Raw genomic sequence first — 21,947 nt, 5'->3', positions numbered from 1 at the left:
TTCACTTTATCATTTCCTGCCAATCACTAGGAGTTAAGAACTCACTTAAATGATTACTGGTAATTAAAATTCATTTGCCAAGGAGATGAATTGAAGAATGCTGGTAACAGTTCGTTTGCCGCACCTTTACCGTTTGCTGGAGGAAACGTGTCCTTACCACTATTCACTCTCGGGTGAGCAGCACCTTCATCTGACTTTTTAGGGGAATGACCTGGATTTCCTTTTCCTTGCTTCTTGTTGTCCTTCCCTTTGTCATTTCCTTGACTATTTCCTTTTTCTTTTCCTTTTTCCTTACCTTTTCCTCGGTCTTCACCTTTGCCTTTTTCCTTACCTTTACCTTTGCCAGGATGAGTTGGTTCTTCAACCTCTTCATCACTGATCTTAACAACAACAGCTGTTAAAGCGTCGAGTGTAATATGGTCGGCAGATAGTTCAAAACCTTTAGGCTCAGTGACTTCTGTAGTACCTGCTTCATTACCGTCAACAATGACACTGCCTTCTGTAAGATCAATATCTGCTAATGTAAGTGTACGTTCCTTACTATCAGCATTTACGAACACATAGTACGTCTCAGCTCCATTAGAAGAAACGGTTTGATAGCCGATAATTAAATCTCTCTCATTCATCTCTGGAGCATTAATTAACGAGACATTCGCATTTACTTCGTCCATCGTACCTAATCTAAAGGCATCGCTCGAACGACGCAGTTCGATTAAACCAGTTGTATACTCACGAGTTAAATTATTAATTGGGTACTCTTCTGCATTTGTTGCCATTTCCCAATCAATCATATTAATTCGGTCTGAAGAATCATACGAATCATGGATGAAGTACGGGTAAACAAATGGCTTACCATTTTCATCTGTCATATAAGTTGATTTGTACGGCGCTTCTGACGTTTCAGCTCTAAACTGTTTCGTACGTCCAAACTCTTGTCCAGCATGGATAAAGGCTGTTCCTTGAGCAGTTAATACCATTAAGTTCCCTAAACGAATTCTTTGATGAATTTCTTCTTGATGGAACTCAGGGTCTTTTTTAATCGATTGCGCAATTACATCATGTAACGTTAAGTTATCATGTGCTTCAATATAAGGAACGACATCTCCAGGATGGGTTGCAACGAAATTATGCGGGTTTGCTGCAACGTTATCAAAGATTTGCTGAATGTTTCTTGGGCCTCCTGTTAAGAAGCGTGGCTGACCTTCACTGCCAAAACCAGACTTTAATTCATTTCGGAAATCATCAGAGAATACTCCGACACTTTCTGTATGTTGCATCCAGTCTTGATCCGCTGCCATTACAGGGTCTCCCTCATCACCAACAAACGTTCTCCATCCTTCACCAATCATAATAATGTTCGGATTCAGTTCTTTTGCTCGATCATAAGCGATTTGAATACTTTCTGCATCATGATCGCCCATCATATCAAAGCGGAACCCGTCTACTTTAAACTCATCGACCCAATATAAAATCGAGTCCACTAAAATTCTTCGTGCCATTTCATGTGTTGTCCCTAAACGTCCACCGCCAAAACTTGTTCTCGATGTACCGTCCGCATCCATAAAGTGATAATAGTTAGGAACTAAATCTTCGAAAATATCAACGCGCGCTGTGTGGTTGTAAACCACATCAAGCACCACTCCCATACCACGGTTATGAATTTCATCAATTAACATTTTGAACTCTTCAATTCGTTTTTCCGGATTATCAGGATTTTCTGAGTACATCCCTGTCAGGGAGAAATAACTATGTGGGTCATAGCCCCAGTTATAGTTGTTTCCTGAAGATGAGTACTCCATTTCTCGAATGGTTCGTGCCCACTCATCACCCCAGAAGTAGCTCATTACTGGCAGAAGTTGAATATGAGTAACACCTAAAGCCTCGATATAATCCAGTTTGTCAATTAACGCTGTAAACGTACCAAACGGCGCATTTAATTGCTCTTCAATACTCGGATCAGATGTAAAATCTCTTACGTGAACTTCGTAAATAATTGCATCTTCGCGCTTTTCAAACCCTTCAATCTGAGCAAAATCTAACTTCGGACCGATGACCGATGGATCCACAATTGCTGCTTTCCCAATCGGGTATTTTCCACCACGTTCTTCATTCGCCCAAGTCGCCATTGATTTCGCATATGGATCAAGCGCTAATCTTGTTTCATCCCCATGGGTTATTGCATAGTGATAATAGTAACCTCTTAAACTATTTAATCCCGTATTTTCTTTATTAAGTGTTACTTGCCATACCCCGCGTTCACCTAAAGTCATCGAAATTTCTTCTTTTACTACTTTAAATTGATCTTTTTTATCATAAAGAACAATGGAAACATTATCTGCTTTCGGTGACCAAAGCTTTAACGTCGCTGTTCCATCTTCATGTAACGTTGCTCCTAACTCACCGTCATAGCTAAACATCTCATCGATCATTCTCCATCCACCCGTTACCGTGATCGTTTGCTCACCGTACGTAATAGTAAATGGCATAGTTTCTAAGTCCAATGTTCCATTAAGCTCAACTAGGTTATCGTTTTTAATCGTGACACTGTCAACAGTAATACCACTATTATTTCGATCAACAATTTCGATCTGATCTTTCAAATCCTGTTCTACTAACCCTTCTGTTTTTGTAAAACGAAGTTGGATTTTTGAGTCAGATAGGACTTCACCTGAGAGTAATGCGACCGGAATCGAGCCGAATGGGTTAGTATACACTTGTTCGTCGCCGTCTTTAATAAAAATTTGATTGTATTCTAGTTGTGAGAACTTGTAATCACCTGTTTGTGCACCACTTGCTTTATTAACAAAAAGGAAACCAATTTCTTTTGCTGCATCTGCTAATTTCACATCATAGTAAGCACCGTACTTACCTACACCTGCTACATCTACTGCATCACTTGGCCAAGTACTTGAAGGAGAAGCTACATCTCCCCATAACCACGTACCCCAGCCGTCGTAGTTTTTATCGGTTCTTTCATAGTTTATACGTAGTGTGTTTTCTGGAAGCTCAATGGGCTCGACGATAAATACTTGATCTGAACCTTGTTTAATCCATACTTCATTTAATTGAGGAGAAAACAGATCAACTAGCTTATCATCTCCATCTTTGTCTCCATTCGTCATATTTAATACGAGGAAACCTACCTTTTTTGCATCTTTCTTAATAGGAATATCAATGTACGCTCCGTAATCTGTACGTTGCCCTTCTACAAAAGGAGTTCCTCCAGCTGGCCAGTTTTCAGAAGGTGATGCCACATCATGCCATAACCATAACCCTAGATTTTTGAAGCTATTATCGTCTCTTTGGTAATGGATACGCAAGGTATCTTTTTCAATCGGCGGAACCGTAATCTCACTTTCATCATCTTTTTCACTAGAAGCGAGAATGAATGTTCCTCCTTCTTCTCTACCTGGAAGCGTTAATGTTACAGTCTTATCCGCTGCTACTGTAGTTGTCGTGTTATTGTATAGATCCTCTACAGTCTCTCCTACTTTGAATGGCACAGTAAATGTTACCTCTGCAGCCTCTTTTTTCGTGTTAATCCCTACAAGTACAGATTGACCTTCATAACTTCGCTTGAAAATCATATGACCTGAAGCATTATTACCTTTAACTAGTTCATGACTACCTTTTGAGAATACTTGTGAATAATCTCCACGAATATTAAGTAGTTTTTGATAATGTTCATGAACATCGTTTCCTTCTACTTGATCCCACGGGAAGTTGTAACGATTATCATAATGCGGCCAGTTATCCTTGCCAGATAACCCTAGTTCTTCACCGTAGTAAATGACCGGTTGACCTTTAGACGTAATTTGCAGCGCTGCCGCTACTTTCAATTTACTCGTATCCTGGTCATTAATCAGATGTAAGAAACCATCTTCATCATGACTTCCTAAAAATTGACCTAATGTTGCACTGTTGTTAATGCTGTCATTTCTGTCTTTAATTCTTCGATTCACCGACTCGATTTGCCCATTTACTAAGTCACGTGCAATATATTTAAAATCAAAGTCTAATAGAGAATCCATCATTCCTGAATTTAAATATTGTTCGGTATATTGATTATTCGCCCCTGCACCCCATGCTTCACCAATCATCTTAAATTCAGGCTTAGCAAGTGTTAATTCGTTTTTAAAGTGCATCCAAGTCGTATCTTCAACATGCTTGACGGTATCGACACGGAAATAATCAATTGTATTTCCGTTAGGTGTCGTAGCTTTTTGTAACCAACCGACTTGCCAATCGACGATTTGCTCACGAACAGCTGGGTCCTCCGTAATCAAATCAGGAAGTCCTGCCAGTTCACCAGTTACTGCATCACCGCCGCCGCCATCTTGACGAAGCATGTCTGCATACTTTTGACGATCTTCATCTGAAGGAAAACCATTCGGCGGGTTCTCTTCATTTTCATTTTCCAGTTTTAATCCGTAACCTGTATGATTTAATACGACGTCAACCATGATGTTCATGCCACGATCACTAGTAGCATCAATTAATTCATGGAAATCTTCTAATGTACCTAGATGTGGATTTAATTTTTCAAAATCTAATGCCCAATAACCGTGATACCCGTAATAAGGGATCGCTGCATTTGCATCATTGTAGGCAACATTATGATAGACATTTTCTACAATCGGCGTAATCCAAATGGTATTGATTCCTAATTCATCAAGGTAATCCAGGTTTTGAGTAATTCCTTTGAAATCCCCGCCTTGATAAGATCCTCGATTGCTTGGATCATACCCGTAATGAACATTATTTGTTTCATCACCATCAGCAAAGCGGTCTGTCAGCATAAAGTAAATACGAGCTTCATCCCAATCAAAGTCACCTTCGTTTGCGAACTCACGAGGCTTGATATGAACTTCCGCTTCTCCATTATGTGTATTCCCGTATACATCGACCACCGTAATTGGCAGGGCCTTCGTACCAGCAGATACATTGTCTCTTACAGCAATCGTAATCGCTTTCAATTCCGGGTCAATTGTTGTACGTTCTTTCCCACCTAAAGCGGAAAGGTCTACATACATTTCTCTAATTGCTTCAAGGTTAGCATCGTTACCCTCTTGATCTTTAACCTCTAAAGCTAGTACTGCATTTTGATTATAGTTAATCGAGCTTGGTGATACTTCTGTCGTTATCTCTATTGTGACCGACGAAAGATCAATCATTGATTTTCCATCTGCATTGGTGTTATAAGGATCCGTTATTTCTGTCGCAACACCATCTTTTGTTACGAGATACGTATATTCATATGTTCCTTCTTCGAGATTTTCATACGTGAAGATAAACCGTTCGTTTTTTTCTTCAAACGTCATATCGTGAACTTTTCCATCAAGCTTCACTTGTACAGAATCAATCGTGTTCATTGCACCCTGTTTATACAGATCCGCATCACGATAGAAGAAAGTTACATTTCCTTGTTCAATAGAAGGCGCTTGCGCGAAAGGAACCGTAAAGAATTCCTGCTTACCTTCTTGTACGTAAACTTTCGTCAGCTTTTCAGTCGGACTAATGTGGATTGAGCGGTCTTCATCTACATCAACGACACTCCAGTCTGTGCCTTTACGCAGTTTAAAGCCCATGCTCTTCGTTGTTTTACCAACTTCGATATTCGCAGTCGCGACATCACTTACTTTTTCAAAGTCAATTTGGCCATTTTTGGCACCTGTATTCCAAACCCAAATATTCCAATCAGCATAATCTTTGTTTTCTCTTTCATAAACAAAACGAACCGTCGGAGGTTGATAAGGATCGTCTGTGAAGCTTGGTTTCTCATAGTAGACTTCTTTATCTCCTTGAACTAACCATACTTCCACCTGGCTTTCACCTTGAGGAACCTTAATCGTTCTGTCCATTTCTTGGCTATCCCAGTTGCCAAGTCTAGTGATGACAGAAATCTCATCTTGGACAAAATGATAGGAACCTTTAGCAAACTCACCATCTAGAGCTTGGAAATCATAAGCAGCACCATTTAGTCCTGCTCCAAAAATCCACATATTCCAATCCATAGCCTTGCCATCATGACAATAGTAGTTGATGATAAATTCATTTAAACCACTAACGATTGTAACTTCTCTTTCGGACACATAGCCATCATGCTCCGCCTGAATTCTAAACGTTTTTCCAGCTTCAGCATCACTTGCAACGGTTAAAACATTACCTGTTAATTCAACACCCTCAATCGATGTGACTAATGACCAGTTTGGAGTTACTTCAGTAGTTCCTCCCGCTCCATCGATGAAGCTTCCTTTTAAGCTTGTTTCACTGCCTTGTTCTACAGAACTGGGAATTTGATCTACCTTTACCCCTGGTACGTAAAGAATGGAATTTCCACCTTCACTGTGAGGATTTAATGGATCAATGAAGTCACCCTCATTCCAATTTTGCGCCAATGTATATTTATATTCGTATTTATTAGGACTTAAGTTTAACGTTGTAGAAAAAACGCCATTTCGTTTTTCCATAGGAATTGCGTTTGCAACGTCCCACTCATTAATACTTCCAACTACATAAAGGTTGTCCCCCTCGTGTTCAGCATTAAAAGTAACATTCCCTTTTTTGTCGACTACCGGGCTTTTTATTGTGTCATTTGTCCCTGCAGCAACCGCTGGAAACGCTCCAGTTAAAAGGCTGAATACCATTAGGAAAACTAAAAAGATAGAAATACTTCTTTGATCTTTCCTTTTAACCATTATTTCTACTCCCCTTCCTCATTATGTAAAAACGTTTGCACAAATTAAAGATAAAAAAAGTTAAGGAATACTCAAAATTCCATAACACAAATGCAAGCGCTTTCCTTAATTAAAAAGTTACTATGAAAACCCCTTTTAAACAATGACCAAAAAGTAGACTTTTTTATTAATAGTTGATAGATCTTAAACACTATTAAATCGACTGAATTAATATTTCGAATAGTCTATACGACCTCTAATTTTGTATTTTATTTCTATTTTTTATAATTTTCTTACACTTTTATAACTGACAATAAGATTACAACGCTACAGTCAAAGTTCTTACTTAATGAGAAAATGATTTATTCAACCCATTGTGCAAATGATTGCGCAATACGTGCAACAAGTAGCAATTTGTCTTCTAAAAAAAAGAAGCCATAATCGGCTTCTTCAATTTAATATCTTTTTTTCATTTTTCACTTCAAGCTCTAGTTACTATTAATTAATGATCATGTTCTTTTTAGTTCAACTGCTGGACTTCAAACAGCCGTTTGTAGCTTCCGTCTTTTTTCATCAGCTCATCATGTTTACCGATTTCAGCCATTCTTCCATCCTCTACAACGACAATTCGGTCCGCATGAGTAATCGTAGACAGTCGATGAGCCACAATAAATGTCGTCCGGTTTTTCGCTAGTATTTCTAATGCTTCTTGAATGTAGTGTTCACTTTCTAGGTCGAGTGCTGATGTGGCTTCATCGAATATTAAGATAGGTGGATTTTTCAGAAAAACTCTCGCAATGGCAATCCGTTGTTTTTGCCCGCCTGACAGCTTAACTCCTCGTTCACCCACTTCTGTATCGTATCCATTAGGTAAATTCATAATAAAATCATGGGCGTTAGCAGCCATAGCTGCAGCGACGACTTCATCGTCGGAAGCACTTGGATTCCCCATCAAAATATTCATCTTAATTGTGTCACTAAAAAGGATATTATCCTGCAACACCATGCCTATTTTATCTCGAATACTTTGAACTTCGTAATTTCGAATATCATAACCGTCAATTTCAATGGAACCCTCTGTTACATCATAAAATCTCGGTATTAGACTAATAATTGTACTTTTACCCCCGCCACTCATCCCAACGAAGGCGATCGTTTCTCCAGCTTTTACTTCCAAATTAAAATCTTTTATAACCGTTAAACTGTCTTCATCGTAACGGAAGGTTACATTTTTAAATGAAATATCGCCCTTTACATAATTTAGGGGCTTAGCATTTTCAAGGTCTACAATGTCATACTTCTCATCTAAAAATTCAAAGACACGGTCCATTGAAGCAATCGATTGAGTTAAAGTAGTCGAAGAATTAACCAATCTTCTAAGAGGATTATACAGGCGCTCCATATACATCACAAAAGCCACCATCGCCCCAATTTCTAACCGTCCAGTGATGACAAAATAACCCGAAACAAGTATGACAAGAAGTGGCGCAACGTCTGTTATCGTGTTAACCACCGCAAATGTCTTTGCATTCCAGCGGGTATGATCAAGGGCTCTCTCGAGAAAATGTCCATTTCGATTTGCAAACTGCTCTTTTTCGTAATTTTCTAAAGCAAAGCTTTTAATTACATTCATACCCTGAATTCTCTCATGAAGGTGACCTTGAACTTCTGCCAGTGCTTGAGATCTCACCCTTGTTAAATGACGCAATCTAGAGTAAAAGAATTTAATCGAAAATCCATAAAACGGGAACATACATATAGCAACTAACGTTAACCACGGGCTCATTGTAAACATGATCGCCAGTGCTATTAATATAGTAAATAAATCAAGCCAAATATTCATCAAGCCTGTGATGACGAAGTTTTTCGTTTGCTCAACATCATGGATGACTCTCGAGATAATTTCCCCAACTTTTCGATTGGAATAGTAACGGAGACTTAATTTTTGAATATGTGAAAACAGCTTTTTACGGATATCATATAATACTTTACTTCCAATCCATTGCGCGTAGTATTGACGATAGTACTCAATGGGCGGCCGCACAACTACGAAAACGAAGAACATGATCCCCATTAGCCAAAGTAGTTTTGTGATTTTTTCATCTTGTAATAATGTTTCCGCTAAGACAATGTCATCAATAACATACTTCACAATTAGCGGTGTTAAAAGCGGAATCCCAAATTTAAAAATGCCGATACAAACAGCAACTGCAACAATCTTCCAATACGGCTTTACAAATTGTAAATATCTTCTTATAGAGGTCAGATCGATCCCCCCATATCATTATGTATTACGTGCTTTAAGCTAAAGTCGGTGTTTTCGTGCTAAATCCAGCATTAACATTTACCCTTGTTAATGGTAGCCTTGCTATGGCTAGGCGAAAGCCCAACAATCCCAAAACTTCTGTTTTACACTAGCTCATTTTTTAACGGACTCAGAGGACCTTATTCTAACAAAATCGCCTTTGTTTAAGGGTTTAGCGGACTCAGAGGACCTTATTTTCAAAAAAAACACGATGAACCCACCCGAAAATGGTAAATAAGGGCTTCTCAGTCCTTTAAACTAATCAATTAACCGCTTTTAATCGAAATAACGGCCTCTGAGTCCGCTATTTCAATCCTGTAGGAAAAAGCAAAGAGCAAAAAAACTTTGAAGATTTCTAGCTCTAGGCACCACCTTCCTGCGCAATCGCCTCTACTAAGCCATTTTTCCCTTCAACGCTTTGAAGTGGGCGCCTTAGTGCCAACTAACCGCTCTTTGTTCTCTTGCTCTTTAACCTCAATAATGCGCTCTAATATTTCGATAAAGCGGTTAAATGGGAACCATGATAAAAAAAGGCAGACTCAATGACAAGTATCTGTTGCACCTTATTAAGATGTACAGAGTATCACCCTTTTATGGGACACCCTATATATCACAATATGAGGAGAACAGATACTTATGAGTCAGCCTCTATAGCCGATATTGTAAAAAGCGCTCGTACCACATTTCAACGAATTGAGGTGCAAATGGTCCCTTTCGTTGATGGATCCAAGAGATGAGCTCTTCTACATTTCGCTCTAATATATGATCAATTTGCTCAGGGTATTTCATTTGTTTTCGATGAACTTCGTATTCATCTTCATCTAAAAGCTTATACGTCATATCAGGATAAACTTTAATATCTAGATCATAATCAATATACTTTAACGCTTCTTCATCCCATGTAAAAGGGGAGCCTAAATTGCAGTAATAGTAAATCCCGTCGGATCTGATCATACCAATTGTATTAAACCAATGATTTGCATCAAAATAACATATAGCCGGCTCACGTGTCCGCCACTGGCGACCATCTGCTTCCTTTACTAAAATACGGTCATTACCACCAATTACTACTTTTGACGTCCCCTTTAGTACCACAGTTTCTTCCCAGACGCGATGAATGAAGCCATTATGTTTGTAACTCTGGATTTGAATAACACTTCCAGTCTTGGGGAAATCCATGGATTACTCCTTTCTCGCTTACTGATTTGGACGCCGGTGTGTAACTAAACGGTCGTTCGGATCGATATATAATGGGTAATCTGGCTGCTCATGATGTAAATATTCCTTAATTAGAAAGTAACTAATTCGAAATGTTGGCTCACCAGGAATAACCGGGATCTCATTTTTTTCGCTTATATATTGATCGACAGCAACTTGTACTTTATCAATTGTTTTTGCCTTTTCAGCGTCTTCAAATACTTCAAACGTCTCTTTTGACATGTAAAATTTTTGCTTAGGTATACCTTTTAGAATATTTTTTAGTAATTTAAAGTTAATGGAATGATCATCGTTCACTAGCGACCGTAACGAAATCCCCATTGGCATATCACTGGCACATTGCTTGATTGCCTGTCTTACTTCATCAATTGAAACATCAATTTCTTGTTGATTTCTTTCTTCTTCTTCCTCCTTTTTACGTTTCCTTTTCCAGAACATAACGTTTCTCCTTCCCCTAAGAAAACTATCAATACGATTCACTGTTTTTACGCCACAAAAAGTTTTATCTCTATTATTATACATTTTTCAAATTTATTTTAAAATGAATAACCATTTTTTTCTTAACGGTTTACTTTGAAGAAATAACATTTAGACGAATTAGCTTGATTAAACGGATTAGGATTGGACTAGTTGTGATTCGGTTTGAAGCGGTGCAGATCGACCTTATGATGTAAAAGCAAGCTTCAAGCGAGGTTTAGGACAAGAATTTTACTTATAATGGTAAAAAAACAACCTAAGTACGCATTTAGACCTCATAATTTACTAGGATGTGGAAAATAATTGATCTAAATCCCTTTTTAGTATGAAAATGTTACATTTATTGTAAATCGTTTAATCTAAATATCTTTTTAGATGTTCATTATTACATTTATTTTAAATTATTTAACCTAAGTATCTGCTTAGCTAATAATTAATACATTTAATGGTATTTACTTTAATTAAACTCATTCATGGATCTCATCATCGGCATTCATCCAGTAAATGGTCTACGCCGTAAAAACATTCCCACCCACACAAAAATAAAAAAGGCACTTTCTGAACGTCTCTCAGAAAGTGCCTGGCGTCAATAAAAATTATTGACCTTGTTGGTTTGAAGAAGCTTGTTGCTTACGTGCAGCTGATTGCTGGTTTTGCTGACGTACTTCTTGTGCATCAGTTTCACTAGCAAATTCAGTGTTGTAGCTTTGCCCTTGAGCTGAAGCAGCGTTTTGCTGTCTCACCTGTTGAGCGTTTGTTTTAGAAGCTTGGTTTTGTTGGTTGTTATTCATGAGTATCACCTCCACAGAAGTTAGATTGTCCTGAACTTTAACACTTTATCCAAAAAAATTTTTTACAAAAAAATGAATTATCTCCACCAACCATTCAAACCGTTGTCAAGCATAAGACGAGTGCTTCACACAAACACTATAAGTATCATTAAATAAGGGGGACACTCTGTATGTACGTAGGACGTGACATGACTGAACTTTCAATGATGTCTAAGACAGATTGGTCTGATAAGGAATTGGCTTATTTTCATAAAAGCTTACAGCAAATGACTCCATATTTAAATTCTGAAGGAGTTACGATTCATCGTGAAATCATAAAAGAAATCGAACATAGAGGCGGTTTTAAACAAGAAGCTGATTATGAGCATGGCAGTCAAATTCATTATGACTAATTGTGAATTAATTCATCTGCTCCCGTAATGAAAGAGGACACAGCTGCAAAAACTGTGTCCTCTTTCTTAATGATCCTCCCTTGGCTCACCTCTCAAATGCATTTAAAAAATTTGATTCAATTCAGCCGTATAAATAGGCAAAGCTTTTAATTTCCGTTAGAATATTCTGTAAAGTAATGAATTGGAGGAGAATATAATGATCAACCCTTCACGGAGATTAGAACATTTAACTACGAGTGTTTTTTCTGAAATGGCTGGACGAAAAAGAGAAAAACTGAGTCAAGGAATAGATATGATTGATTTAAGTATCGGCAGCCCCGATCAGCCGCCGCCACAAAACGTACGAAAAATATTTGCTGATGAAGTGCTTCGTGAGCATTCTTATCAATATGCAATTAATAGCACACAAGCATTTAATGAAGCTGTTGTTTATTTTTACAAAGAAAGATACGGGGTTGAACTTCAGCCTTCCAGTGTTCTTCAACTTATGGGCTCGCAGGATGGTTTAGCTCATATCGCGTTAGCTTACTTAGATGAAGGGGATGTCATTATCGTCCCTGACCCTGGATACCCGATCTATTCGGCTTGTGCACATATTGCTGGTGCTGAATTATATTATGTTTCTTTAACGGAAGAAAACCAGTTTATGCCAGACCTTGAAGCGATTCCAGCTGATATTAGAAAACGGGCAAAGTTAATGATCACAAACTATCCTGGGAACCCTACTGCTGCCTTGGCGGATAAATGCTATTTTGAAAATTTAATTCAATTTGGTTCTGATCATAATATTTTAATCCTGCATGATTTTGCATACTCTGAACTTATTTTTGATGGAAGGGAACCATTAAGTATTTTCTCAATTCCAGGAGCTGAAAAAACAGCCCTTGAGTTTAATTCCTTATCAAAAAGTTTTAATATGGCTGGAGCAAGAATAGGATACGTAATCGGTGATTCAAGCTTTCTTCAACCACTTGCTGTGTTAAAATCACATCTTGACTATGGCGTATTTTTACCTGTCCAGCATGCTGCAGTGGAAGCTCTAACAGGAGACTTTACTTTTTTAGACGAACATTGCCAAACCTATGAGCGTCGCCGTAATGTTTTAATTGAGGCACTTCATGAAATTGGTTGGACTGTCCGTCAGCCCGATGGCGGTATGTTTGTATGGGCTAAGGTTCCTCCTCATTATTCTTCCATGTCGTTTTCCCTTGCTGCTTTAGATGCTGGCGTTGTTGTGACACCAGGGAATGCATTTGGTACCGGAGGCGAAGGATATGTACGGATTGCCTTAGTTCAAAATGAAGAAAAATTAATAGAAGCAGCCCAACGGCTAAAGACTATTTTATAGGAGGGAATAAAAATGAAAGCAGTAGCTTACCAAAAACATGGCGGACCAGAAGTTCTTGAAATAATAGAGGTTGAAAAACCATCTCCACAACCAGGTGAGGTATTAGTAAAAGTAGGCGCAAGCGGCGTGAATCCAGTTGATACATATTTTCGATCAGGTGTCCGACCCGTCGACCAATTCCCATATATCCCCCATTTTGACTTAGGTGGAACGATTGTTGAATTAGGAGCCAATGTAACGAAGTGGAAAATCGGTGACCGTGTTTGGGGAACAAATATTAAAGGAACGGCAGCTGAATTTGTCTCGGTACCAGAAGATAAGGTATTTCCACTTGCAAGTCATCTCAGTGAAGAAGACGGTGCTGCTTTATCCATGGCTTTTGTAACTGCCTATTTATCATTGTTTAACCGGGCAAAATTAAGTGCCGGAGAGACTGTACTGATTTACGGGGCTGCTGGCGCGGTTGGAAATGCTGCTGTTCAGCTTGCCAAACAACACGGGGCTAATGTGATTGCAACCGCAAGTTCTGCTGAAAAAGCAACCATTGCGAGTAATGCTGGTGCTGATAAAGTGGTGCTCTATAATGAAGCGAATTTAGTCGATGAGGTGATTGCATGGACGAACAACGAAGGCGTTCCCGTCATTTTGGATGTTTCATTAAGTGAGAACATGGAGACTAATTTTGAAGTCTTAGCAAACGGGGGCCGCATTGTTACGATTGGTTCACCGAAAAATAATACTCCGACATTACCGTGGCGTTATTTAAATATGAAAAATGCCTCGCTAATAGGTGTTCTATTATTTAAGGCTCCGCCACATGAATTAAAGAGTGCGGGTGAAGAAATTTCAAGGCTTTTTGCTCAAAAAAAATTATCAACTCATATTGGTAAAGTGTTCGACTTTAAAGATGCTGCCAAAGCTCATGAAGCGATCGAAAGTAAAAATTTTAGCGGAAATATTCTAATCAAGTTTTAAAATGTTTATAAACACTCCCTCTTGCAAAACCTAACAAGAAAAGCGGAAGGCGCCTGCTCATCGGCGACAAGCGCTGGAAGGCCAACAATACGTGTCTTGCCCTTTAGACACGTTTGGCGGACCGAAGCGACCTCGAGCCGATGGCGCCTGGAGCTAGACATCTCATAAACATGTGAAGGGGGAGTTTTTTCATGGGAAAAGATATTTACTACGTCAATTTAAATCCGATTAGTATGGACAACATCAGCCGTACACCTGTCAATGACGGTCAGATGATTGAATATGAAATTGAGGCTACAGACGAACAATACCGTGACCTTCAAAAATTGTTACAAGAAGTTCAAGCGCACGACCTCGAAGCAGCTGACCTGTTTACATTCAAGCATTTTAACGAAGAATTTTCAGAAGCGGACCGCCGTGAAACACAACGCGGGCTAAATCAAGTTTATCGACTGATATACGAACTCGGTACACCCCAGACAAAACAAGCATTAGAAGAAATCCATTTGATGGATAACGACGAGTAAGGTTCATCTAACAAGAGGCGTACCTATTGTTCAGTTAACTGTTAAAGTGAAACTTTGCTTTGAAGCTGGAGTCCTTAGCACCAGTTAAACGGGATAAAAATAGAAAAGTCGCATGGTGACGTTTAAACGTAAACAACACATGCGACCTTTTTTAATTCATTTAAGTGCAGTTGAACTGCCCATTAGTTTGACTTCATGTAACTGCCTTACCCTAAAAATACCGCGCCATATACTAATGCACCAGCAATAACGAGCGCAGGGTGCACTTTCCATTTTTCTAAAAGTAATAAACTAATAACAATGAGCAGACCTGTTTGCCATACTCCTGTTGCTTCGTAGGAAGAAGCAAAGAAGCGATATGCTAGTACACCTAATAATACAGCGATCGTTGGACGGATGAGCATCGTCATTTTTTTTACTTTTGGTGAATGACGGAATTTGTATAGAAGGCTAAGTAATGCGATCATTAAGACAAGAGATGGTGCTACAGTAGCAAAGACACCGACAATCGCACCGAGTACTCCTCCTTGCTCATAACCGACGAATCCTGCCATCTTGGTTGCAATTGGTCCTGGCAACGCATTACCTAATGCTAACACTTCCCCAAACTCATCAACAGTCATCCAACCATACCGATGAACGACTTCATGCTCAATGAGCGGAATGGAGGCTGGACCGCCACCATAACCAATAATCCCTGGAATAAAGAAGGCGATAAATATTTCAACATAAATCATGATTGAGCCCCCTCCTTCTCACTAGATTTCTTCTTGCCGCCAACTAGTGCATAAGTGAGGAGAACAGCTATGACAATTCCCGGATGAATTCCTAAAAACTCAATGATAACTAAAGAAATGATAACTAATGCTGATGTTTTCACCCAACCAAGGCCTTCTCTGCCTTTATCAAAGAATTGCCAAGTTAAAACGGCCATCATTACACCGACAACAGGAAGAACACCATGAGTCATGCCTTGAACCCACGCTTGATCTTTATATGCGGCTAATGACGTTAAAAATACAATCATTAAAATAATCGTCGGAACAATAGATGCCATAAGTGCAGTTACCATGCCCATATAACCGCCTACTCGGTAACCGATATAACCTGCCATTTTCGTTGCAATCGGCCCTGGCAGTGTATTGCCAATGGCAAGGATATCTCCAAATTCGTCATTATCCATCCACTTATATCGCTCGACAACCTCTTTTTGAACGAGAGGGATGGACGCAGGCCCACCCCCGTAACCAAAGATCCCTACTCTAAAAAAAGCTATAAATATTTCCCACTGTAATTTCATGTTTGTTGGATTTCCTTTCTATTTACCAGACAGCAATTGCCCCATCTGTACGCATCTCGGTTCCACCTGCTAAAACACCCGTTTTAGGATCACGCCAAATAATTTGTCCTCTGCCAAAGCTGCCGGAATGAGGTGCAATCTGAACTTGATGGCCTTTTGCTGCTAACGCTTGGACAAGATGACTTGGCATCGATTGCTCTACTAATACCGTCTTGTCCTTCATCCACTGCCAACGCGGTGCATCTAATGCAGCTTGAGGGTTTAATTGGAAATCGATAGTATTCATAACCACTTGCATATGACCTTGTGGCTGCATAAATCCACCCATCACTCCAAACGGACCGACAGCTTCATTATCTTTTGTTAAGAAGCCAGGGATAATGGTATGGAACGTCTTTTTATTGGGTGCAAGAGCGTTATCGTGGTTTGGATCCATCGAAAAGTTATGACCGCGGTTTTGCAGGCCAATTCCCGTACCTGGAACTACAAGACCCGACCCAAAGCCCATGTAATTACTTTGAATGAACGACACCATATTTCCTTCTTCATCAGCTGTTGCCAGATATACTGTTCCGCCTCGAGGTGGTTCTCCTGCTTCAGGCAGTAAAGCTTCTTCCCCGATTAAGTCTCTTCTCGCTTTTGTATACTCTTCAGATAATAGCTTGTCCACTGTTGTTTTCATATGCTTCGGTTCAGTAATATACTTCAAGCCATCGACAAATGCTAATTTCATCGCCTCAATCTGCTTATGTAATGTGTCCACACTATCGCGATGAGAAAACTCATACCCTTTTGCGATATTTAACGCCATTAATGCGACGAGTCCTTGACCGCTCGGCGGAATTTCCCATACGTCGTAGCCGCGGTAGTTTACATTAATCGGATCAACCCACTCTGGCTTATAGTTTTGTAAATCCTCTTTACGTAGAAAGCCTCCGTATTCTTTTGAAAATGCATCGATCTTATCAGCAAGGTCACCTTCATAAAAATCTTTTGCATTCGTTTCAGCAATGGCTCTTAATGTGTCAGCATGACCTTTTGATGACCAAACTTCGCCTACTTCCGGCGGTTTGCCACCTGGTGCGAACGTTTCAAACCAATGTTTGAATTCATCGCCATTTAATTGTTTTTTGTAGCTGTTATAAGCACCTTTCCAGAAATAAGCTAACACTGGAGATAACGGATAGCCGTTTTCTGCATACTCAATCGCTGGCTGAAGTACTTCTTTTAAAGATAATTTCCCGAACTTTTCCGATAATTCTGCCCACGCTGCAGGCACACCAGGAACCGTAACTGGAATCCAGCCAAATTTCGGGATTTCTTCATGTCCTTTTTCTTTAACTGCATCGATAGAAATGGAGCTCGGTGAAGGCCCGTTTGCATTTAACCCGTGTAATTTCCCCTTGGTCCAGACAAGAGCAAATGCATCCCCGCCAATTCCATTGGATGTAGGTTCCACTACCGTCAGACAAGCTGCTGTAGCTATTGCTGCATCAATTGCATTTCCACCCTTTTTTAAGATGTCCAGTCCTGCTTGAGCAGCAAGTGGTTGAGAAGTCGCCACCATTCCTTTTTTTCCGTATGTGACCGTTCGCTGTGATGAGTAAGGATACTCATTTCCTTTTTCTAATAGCATATAAATGCCCCCTTATTTTTCTGTTGTTTTCTATTCTACTTTGTTGCCCCATTTTTCTGCAAAAATAAGTCCGTCTAATTGACGCCTTTTCTCCCAGCCTTCAGCTTCTAAGATTGGTTTTTCAGGATAATTATCGGTATAGCCAATGGAAAGCAGAGCGATTGGATCGATATGTGGAGGAATATTTAAAATATCTCTTATATCGTTTTTCTTGTAAAAACTCACCCAGCCTAAGGCTAATCCTTCTACAGTAGCCGCAAGCCACATGTTTTGAATTGCACACGCTGTAGACATAACGTCCGTTTCAGGAATCGAGTTTCTTCCAAGCACGTGTGAACCGCCTCGGGTTGGGTCACATGTTACACAGATTGTGATCGGTGCTTCTTTTAAGCCTTGTACTTTTAAACCAAGAAATTTTTGATGCTTCTCATCTTTATCTTCATAATGAATCGCAAGGGCTCTTTTTTCCTTATTGGCTGCCCAAGCTAGCTTTTCTTTTACTTCTTGAGATTGAATGATAATAAAATTCCACGGTTGCATAAAACCGACGGATGGTCCATCATGGCCGGCCTGAATAATGTTCATGATCGCTTCTTCAGGAACTTCTTCGCTTTTAAAAGTTCTTACATCACGACGACGTTTAATCACATCGTACAGCGTTTTTTTCTGCTCGTCTGAATACATAGGATTTCCCCCTTAAAAATTCGATTTTGATTGACCCCCATCAACATTTAACGTAGCTCCAACTACCCATGATGCTTTGTCGCTCGCTAGAAAGAGAACTGTATTAGCAACTTCTTCAACAGTACCAAAACGACCAGCTGGGATTTCATTCGCAATAAACTGCTGAATTTTCTCTGGATTTTCCTCTAATCGTCTTTGCCAATTTCCCGTTGGATGAAGGATTGAACCTGGTGCTACCCCGTTGACACGAATCCCCTCTTTAATCACTTCGTCTGCAAGAGATTTCGTAAAGCTGATCATTGCTGCCTTTGCACTATTATATGTCGGTTTACCGCCAGATTCTCTACCAAATATAGATGAAATATTTACGATTGAACCTGATTGGTGTTTCTTCATAACAGGTAAAGCTAGTTTACTAAAATGTACCGCAGAAAAGTAATTAAGCTGCATCGCTTCTTCAAACAGCGTTAAGTCTGTTTCTGTTGTGGTTGATCCATTACTCCCGCCAACATTATTTATTAAAATATCAATTGTTCCAAATTCGGATAGGAACTGATTAAAAGCTTGCTGACGTTCAGCAGCATTCGTTAAATCTGCAGAAAAACCTACAACACCTTTTAATTCTTGTTCTACCTCTTTTAAAACAGAAGTGTCTCTAGCCATGACGGCTACTTTTGCGCCTTCTTCGAGAAATCCTTTGGCGATTGCTTTACCAATTCCTTTGGAACCACCTGTGATTAATACAACTTTATTTCTTAGGTTTAAATCCATAACATTTATTCACCTTCTTATTTGCTGTTCGATGATTTTCTGATGTGATACCGGAAATGGGTAGCTTTCAATCGAATTTTCATCTACCCATCTCATATCTTCACTGGTTCCTTCTTTATCTGATAAAAGAGTCCCCTCATAAACCGTGATGTTCCAAACGAGATGTGAAAAAACATGTTCCACTTTTTGGACCGCTTTTTCTATTTTAACAGAAATTTCGAGTTCCGAACGAAAAAATTCTTGCAGACACTCCTGTTCACTTTCTGTCCCTTTGGCAACTTCGACATTCGGAAACTGCCACAGCTTTGCTAACAAACCTGTGTCCGGCCTGCGTTGAATAAGGACTTCGCCTTGTTTATTTCGAAGTACTATCGCAGCCATGTCTTTTACTGTAACTTTTGTTTTCTTTTCTTTAATCGGCAGGCTTTTCTCTTTACCTGCATGATAAGCTCGACAATGTTCTCTAACGGGACACAGCAAACAGCCAGGGGATTTCGGTGTACAAACTAATGCCCCCAACTCCATTAATCCTTGGTTAAACTCAGACGGTTTGTCCGGTGAGATCATCTCAGCTAATGCATTTTCAAAAATAGGTCTCGTTTTTGCTTTCCCAATATCCTCTTCAATTAAGAGAACTCTTGAAATAACCCGCATGACATTCCCGTCTACAGCGGGCTCCGGTTTATGATAGGCAATACTTAATACGGCCCCGGCTGTATAAGGCCCTACACCTTTTAATTGGCTGATCTCTTTTTTAGTATCAGGCACCTTTCCACCATAGTGTTCGACAACTTCACGGACAGCTGTTTGTAAATTCCTCACCCGAGAATAGTAGCCTAATCCTTCCCACGCCTTAAGAATATCCTGTTCTTCTGCATAAGCAAGGTCTTGTAATGTTGGAAATTTTTGTACAAAGTTATTATAATAAGGAATAACTGTATCGACACGGGTTTGTTGAAGCATCACTTCTGAAACCCAAATTCGATACGGATCGCTTGTTCTTCTCCATGGTAAGTCTCTTTTATGTTCTTCAAACCAATGAACTAACTGATCACGAAAACCAGTCATGTCAAATTCTTGTAGTATTTCTGTCAACCTTTTAACCTCCAGATTACACTTCTTTCTTGGCACGAAATGCCCAGCAATGAATTTTTTCTTTGCCGCCTTCAACCATTGAATGAATTTTACTAAACAGATGATGCTCCTCATCTCGTCTTAATTTCTTAAGTGCTACATAATGAGCTTCAGTTGGGACTTTAAACATTTCAACATATAAATGCGGCTGGTCGGTCGCTACAAACCACTGAATTTCTGACGCTTCAAAGTTTGGAAGTTCCGCAATAATATGCTCCATAGCTTGTTCATATTCGTTAACCATTTGTGATTTTATTCTATACTCCATAAAAATTTGTAAAGATTGTGTCATAATCTCAATTCCCCCTTTTTAATAAGTGCGATTTCGGGTATAAATATAGTAATGACTTTTAGTAAGAAAAACGGATGCAAACGCTCAGGTGGCGTATACTGCAGTGGATATTGAGCTGTCGGTCAGCTATATACAAACTTTGGTGTTGTTTTTATTGTTAGCGGACTCCGAGGCCCTTATTTTAACAAAAAACACCTTTTTATAGGTCTTAACGGACTGAGAGGCCCTTATTTGCCTAAAATCAGTTGAAAAAATCGTGAAACTACATAAATAAAGGCTTCTGAGTCCTCTAAATTAAGAAATGAAGCGTTCTGAACGAAATAAGGGCCTGTGTGTCCGCTTCTGTCATTCCGCTGTAAAATAATCAAGCTTCCCCGAAAGGAGGTCGTTCAAACTTGGATACTGGAACTCATGTGGTTATGGGAATTGCTCTCGGTGGGCTTGCTACATTAGATCCTGTCGTTGGAAATGACCCGGTGATGAGACAAACGGTCATGGTAGCGGCAATTATCGGTTCCCAAGCACCCGATTTTGATACCGTCCTAAAATTGAGAAATAATGCCGTTTATATACGTAATCACCGCGGTATCACTCACTCCTTGCCAGCTATATTGATCTGGCCTTTCATTATCGCGGGTGGAATATCTATGTTTGTTCCTGAAGCGAATTATTTACATTTATGGCTTTGGACATTCATTGCGGTTTTCCTGCATGTTTTTGTCGACATATTTAACGCTTATGGTACACAAGCTTTGCGACCTGTAACACATAGGTGGATTGCTTTAGGTTCTATTAATATTTTTGACCCTTTTATTTTCTTAGCACATGTCGCCGGGATTATTTTATGGCGCTATGGATTTGATCCGGGGTATACATTCTTGACGATTTACTTCATTCTCATCTTTTATTACATTTGGAGGTTTAAAGCACGTTCAAAAGTTATTGCACATGCTAAGTCTCTCCATCCAAGTGCAACTCATGTGTTCATTTCACCTACATTTCGCTGGAATCAATGGCATCTTGTGATCCGAACAAAAGAAATGTTGTACGTGGCCGAATCCAGAAATCACAAGATCAATTTCTTTGAACAATATCCGTTTGAACCGATACCCGATGATCCAATTATCAATGCAGCAAGAAAAGATGCCAACCTATCTGCATTTCTTTCCTTTTCTCCGACCTATCGTTGGGAAGTCGAAAGTGTTAATAATCAACATGAAGTTCGATTTGTTGATTTAAGATATCGTACAAAAGGCCATTATCCGTTTGTAGCGATTGTTCAATTAGATGAAAACTTCGATATCGCAAGCTCCTATACCGGTTGGGTATATAGTGAAGAAACGTTAAAACGAAAACTGCATCTTTCTACACAATCATAAGGTTGACTCTTGAGTGTCTAGTTTTACTGGCACTTGAGTCA

Annotated in this window: 17 protein-coding genes; 5 read left to right on the top strand and 12 right to left on the bottom strand. The window is 39.4% G+C overall.

Annotated features, from left to right (window positions below):
- Window positions 1–53: 53 nt before the first annotated feature.
- The 5 genes from N7Z68_RS16030 to N7Z68_RS16010 all read right to left on the bottom strand — a co-directional run bounded on the left by N7Z68_RS16030 (window position 54) and on the right by N7Z68_RS16010 (window position 11,468).
- On the bottom strand, window positions 54–6,698 hold the full coding sequence (locus tag N7Z68_RS16030; protein ID WP_275119476.1) for a pullulanase: 6,645 nt from the start codon (window positions 6,696–6,698) through the stop codon (window positions 54–56).
- A gap of 499 nt (window positions 6,699–7,197) precedes the next feature.
- On the bottom strand, window positions 7,198–8,943 hold the full coding sequence (locus tag N7Z68_RS16025) for an ABC transporter ATP-binding protein (RefSeq protein ID WP_275119495.1): 1,746 nt from the start codon (window positions 8,941–8,943) through the stop codon (window positions 7,198–7,200).
- 687 nt (window positions 8,944–9,630) lie between these two features.
- The gene (ntdP, locus tag N7Z68_RS16020; RefSeq protein ID WP_275119474.1) at window positions 9,631–10,161 is read right to left on the bottom strand and encodes a nucleoside tri-diphosphate phosphatase; all 531 of its coding nucleotides are present in this window, start codon (window positions 10,159–10,161) and stop codon (window positions 9,631–9,633) included.
- Between the two features lie 18 nt (window positions 10,162–10,179).
- The gene (locus N7Z68_RS16015; protein WP_275119473.1) at window positions 10,180–10,638 is read right to left on the bottom strand and encodes a DUF3939 domain-containing protein; all 459 of its coding nucleotides are present in this window, start codon (window positions 10,636–10,638) and stop codon (window positions 10,180–10,182) included.
- 635 nt (window positions 10,639–11,273) lie between these two features.
- Entirely contained in the window at window positions 11,274–11,468 is a 195-nt protein-coding gene (locus N7Z68_RS16010) for a gamma-type small acid-soluble spore protein (protein ID WP_216830517.1), read from the bottom strand.
- A gap of 170 nt (window positions 11,469–11,638) precedes the next feature.
- On the opposite strand from N7Z68_RS16010, the gene yfhS reads away from it, so the two are divergent.
- From yfhS to N7Z68_RS15990, 4 genes are all read left to right on the top strand, one after another.
- The gene (gene yfhS, locus N7Z68_RS16005; RefSeq protein WP_275119472.1) at window positions 11,639–11,860 is read left to right on the top strand and encodes a mother cell protein YfhS; all 222 of its coding nucleotides are present in this window, start codon (window positions 11,639–11,641) and stop codon (window positions 11,858–11,860) included.
- A gap of 196 nt (window positions 11,861–12,056) precedes the next feature.
- On the top strand, window positions 12,057–13,208 hold the full coding sequence (locus N7Z68_RS16000; RefSeq protein ID WP_275119471.1) for an LL-diaminopimelate aminotransferase: 1,152 nt from the start codon (window positions 12,057–12,059) through the stop codon (window positions 13,206–13,208).
- 12 nt (window positions 13,209–13,220) lie between these two features.
- A complete protein-coding gene (locus N7Z68_RS15995) occupies window positions 13,221–14,183 on the top strand; it encodes an NADPH:quinone reductase (protein WP_275119470.1) in 963 nt (320 codons plus the stop codon).
- Between the two features lie 191 nt (window positions 14,184–14,374).
- Window positions 14,375–14,710, top strand: coding sequence for a hypothetical protein (locus N7Z68_RS15990; RefSeq protein WP_275119469.1), 336 nt, complete (start codon window positions 14,375–14,377; stop codon window positions 14,708–14,710).
- A gap of 206 nt (window positions 14,711–14,916) precedes the next feature.
- Here N7Z68_RS15990 and N7Z68_RS15985 read toward each other — a convergent pair whose 3' ends face one another.
- The 7 genes from N7Z68_RS15985 to N7Z68_RS15955 are packed head-to-tail and all read right to left on the bottom strand — an operon-like array spanning window position 14,917 to window position 20,527.
- A complete protein-coding gene (locus N7Z68_RS15985) occupies window positions 14,917–15,447 on the bottom strand; it encodes a chromate transporter (protein WP_275119468.1) in 531 nt (176 codons plus the stop codon).
- The gene (locus tag N7Z68_RS15980; RefSeq protein ID WP_275119467.1) at window positions 15,444–16,010 is read right to left on the bottom strand and encodes a chromate transporter; all 567 of its coding nucleotides are present in this window, start codon (window positions 16,008–16,010) and stop codon (window positions 15,444–15,446) included. Before N7Z68_RS15980 ends, N7Z68_RS15985 begins: the two co-directional genes overlap by 4 nt.
- A 22-nt stretch (window positions 16,011–16,032) precedes the next feature.
- Window positions 16,033–17,646 (bottom strand): gamma-glutamyltransferase family protein, encoded by a 1,614-nt coding sequence (locus N7Z68_RS15975; RefSeq protein WP_275119466.1) that lies wholly within the window; start codon window positions 17,644–17,646, stop codon window positions 16,033–16,035.
- A 30-nt stretch (window positions 17,647–17,676) separates the two neighbouring features.
- Window positions 17,677–18,330 (bottom strand): 5,6-dimethylbenzimidazole synthase, encoded by a 654-nt coding sequence (bluB, locus tag N7Z68_RS15970; RefSeq protein WP_275119465.1) that lies wholly within the window; start codon window positions 18,328–18,330, stop codon window positions 17,677–17,679.
- A gap of 12 nt (window positions 18,331–18,342) precedes the next feature.
- Complete coding sequence (locus tag N7Z68_RS15965; protein WP_275119464.1) at window positions 18,343–19,101, bottom strand: SDR family NAD(P)-dependent oxidoreductase; 759 nt, start codon at window positions 19,099–19,101, stop codon at window positions 18,343–18,345.
- A gap of 9 nt (window positions 19,102–19,110) precedes the next feature.
- Window positions 19,111–20,169 (bottom strand): A/G-specific adenine glycosylase, encoded by a 1,059-nt coding sequence (mutY, locus tag N7Z68_RS15960; protein ID WP_275119494.1) that lies wholly within the window; start codon window positions 20,167–20,169, stop codon window positions 19,111–19,113.
- Between the two features lie 43 nt (window positions 20,170–20,212).
- Window positions 20,213–20,527, bottom strand: a complete 315-nt coding sequence (locus tag N7Z68_RS15955; RefSeq protein WP_275119463.1) for a hypothetical protein — start codon at window positions 20,525–20,527, stop codon at window positions 20,213–20,215.
- A gap of 395 nt (window positions 20,528–20,922) precedes the next feature.
- Here N7Z68_RS15955 and N7Z68_RS15950 point away from each other — a divergent pair, with 395 nt between their 5' ends.
- Window positions 20,923–21,906: a metal-dependent hydrolase gene (locus N7Z68_RS15950; protein WP_275119462.1), complete on the top strand. Its 984-nt coding sequence runs from the start codon at window positions 20,923–20,925 to the stop codon at window positions 21,904–21,906.
- Window positions 21,907–21,947 lie beyond the last annotated feature (41 nt).

Origin of the sequence: Alkalihalobacterium chitinilyticum, from assembly GCF_029028005.1 — a bacterium.
GTDB classification, from domain to species: domain Bacteria; phylum Bacillota; class Bacilli; order Bacillales; family Bacillaceae_F; genus Alkalihalobacterium; species Alkalihalobacterium chitinilyticum.
The sequence above is the reverse complement of the archived record's forward strand: the minus strand, read 5'-3'. Positions and strand labels throughout refer to the sequence as shown.

Bases quoted from the DNA above. Each gene is read 5' to 3' on its own strand.
- N7Z68_RS16030 (WP_275119476.1), bottom strand. From the start codon at position 6,698: ATGGTTAAAAGGAAAGATCAAAGAAGTATTTCTATCTTTTTAGTTTTC.
- ntdP (WP_275119474.1), bottom strand. From the start codon at position 10,161: ATGGATTTCCCCAAGACTGGAAGTGTTATTCAAATCCAGAGTTACAAA.
- N7Z68_RS16015 (WP_275119473.1), bottom strand. From the start codon at position 10,638: ATGTTCTGGAAAAGGAAACGTAAAAAGGAGGAAGAAGAAGAAAGAAAT.
- N7Z68_RS16010 (WP_216830517.1), bottom strand. From the start codon at position 11,468: ATGAATAACAACCAACAAAACCAAGCTTCTAAAACAAACGCTCAACAG.
- yfhS (WP_275119472.1), top strand. From the start codon at position 11,639: ATGTACGTAGGACGTGACATGACTGAACTTTCAATGATGTCTAAGACA.
- N7Z68_RS16000 (WP_275119471.1), top strand. From the start codon at position 12,057: ATGATCAACCCTTCACGGAGATTAGAACATTTAACTACGAGTGTTTTT.
- N7Z68_RS15995 (WP_275119470.1), top strand. From the start codon at position 13,221: ATGAAAGCAGTAGCTTACCAAAAACATGGCGGACCAGAAGTTCTTGAA.
- N7Z68_RS15990 (WP_275119469.1), top strand. From the start codon at position 14,375: ATGGGAAAAGATATTTACTACGTCAATTTAAATCCGATTAGTATGGAC.
- N7Z68_RS15985 (WP_275119468.1), bottom strand. From the start codon at position 15,447: ATGATTTATGTTGAAATATTTATCGCCTTCTTTATTCCAGGGATTATT.
- N7Z68_RS15980 (WP_275119467.1), bottom strand. From the start codon at position 16,010: ATGAAATTACAGTGGGAAATATTTATAGCTTTTTTTAGAGTAGGGATC.
- N7Z68_RS15975 (WP_275119466.1), bottom strand. From the start codon at position 17,646: ATGCTATTAGAAAAAGGAAATGAGTATCCTTACTCATCACAGCGAACG.
- bluB (WP_275119465.1), bottom strand. From the start codon at position 18,330: ATGTATTCAGACGAGCAGAAAAAAACGCTGTACGATGTGATTAAACGT.
- N7Z68_RS15965 (WP_275119464.1), bottom strand. From the start codon at position 19,101: ATGGATTTAAACCTAAGAAATAAAGTTGTATTAATCACAGGTGGTTCC.
- mutY (WP_275119494.1), bottom strand. From the start codon at position 20,169: ATGACTGGTTTTCGTGATCAGTTAGTTCATTGGTTTGAAGAACATAAA.
- N7Z68_RS15955 (WP_275119463.1), bottom strand. From the start codon at position 20,527: ATGACACAATCTTTACAAATTTTTATGGAGTATAGAATAAAATCACAA.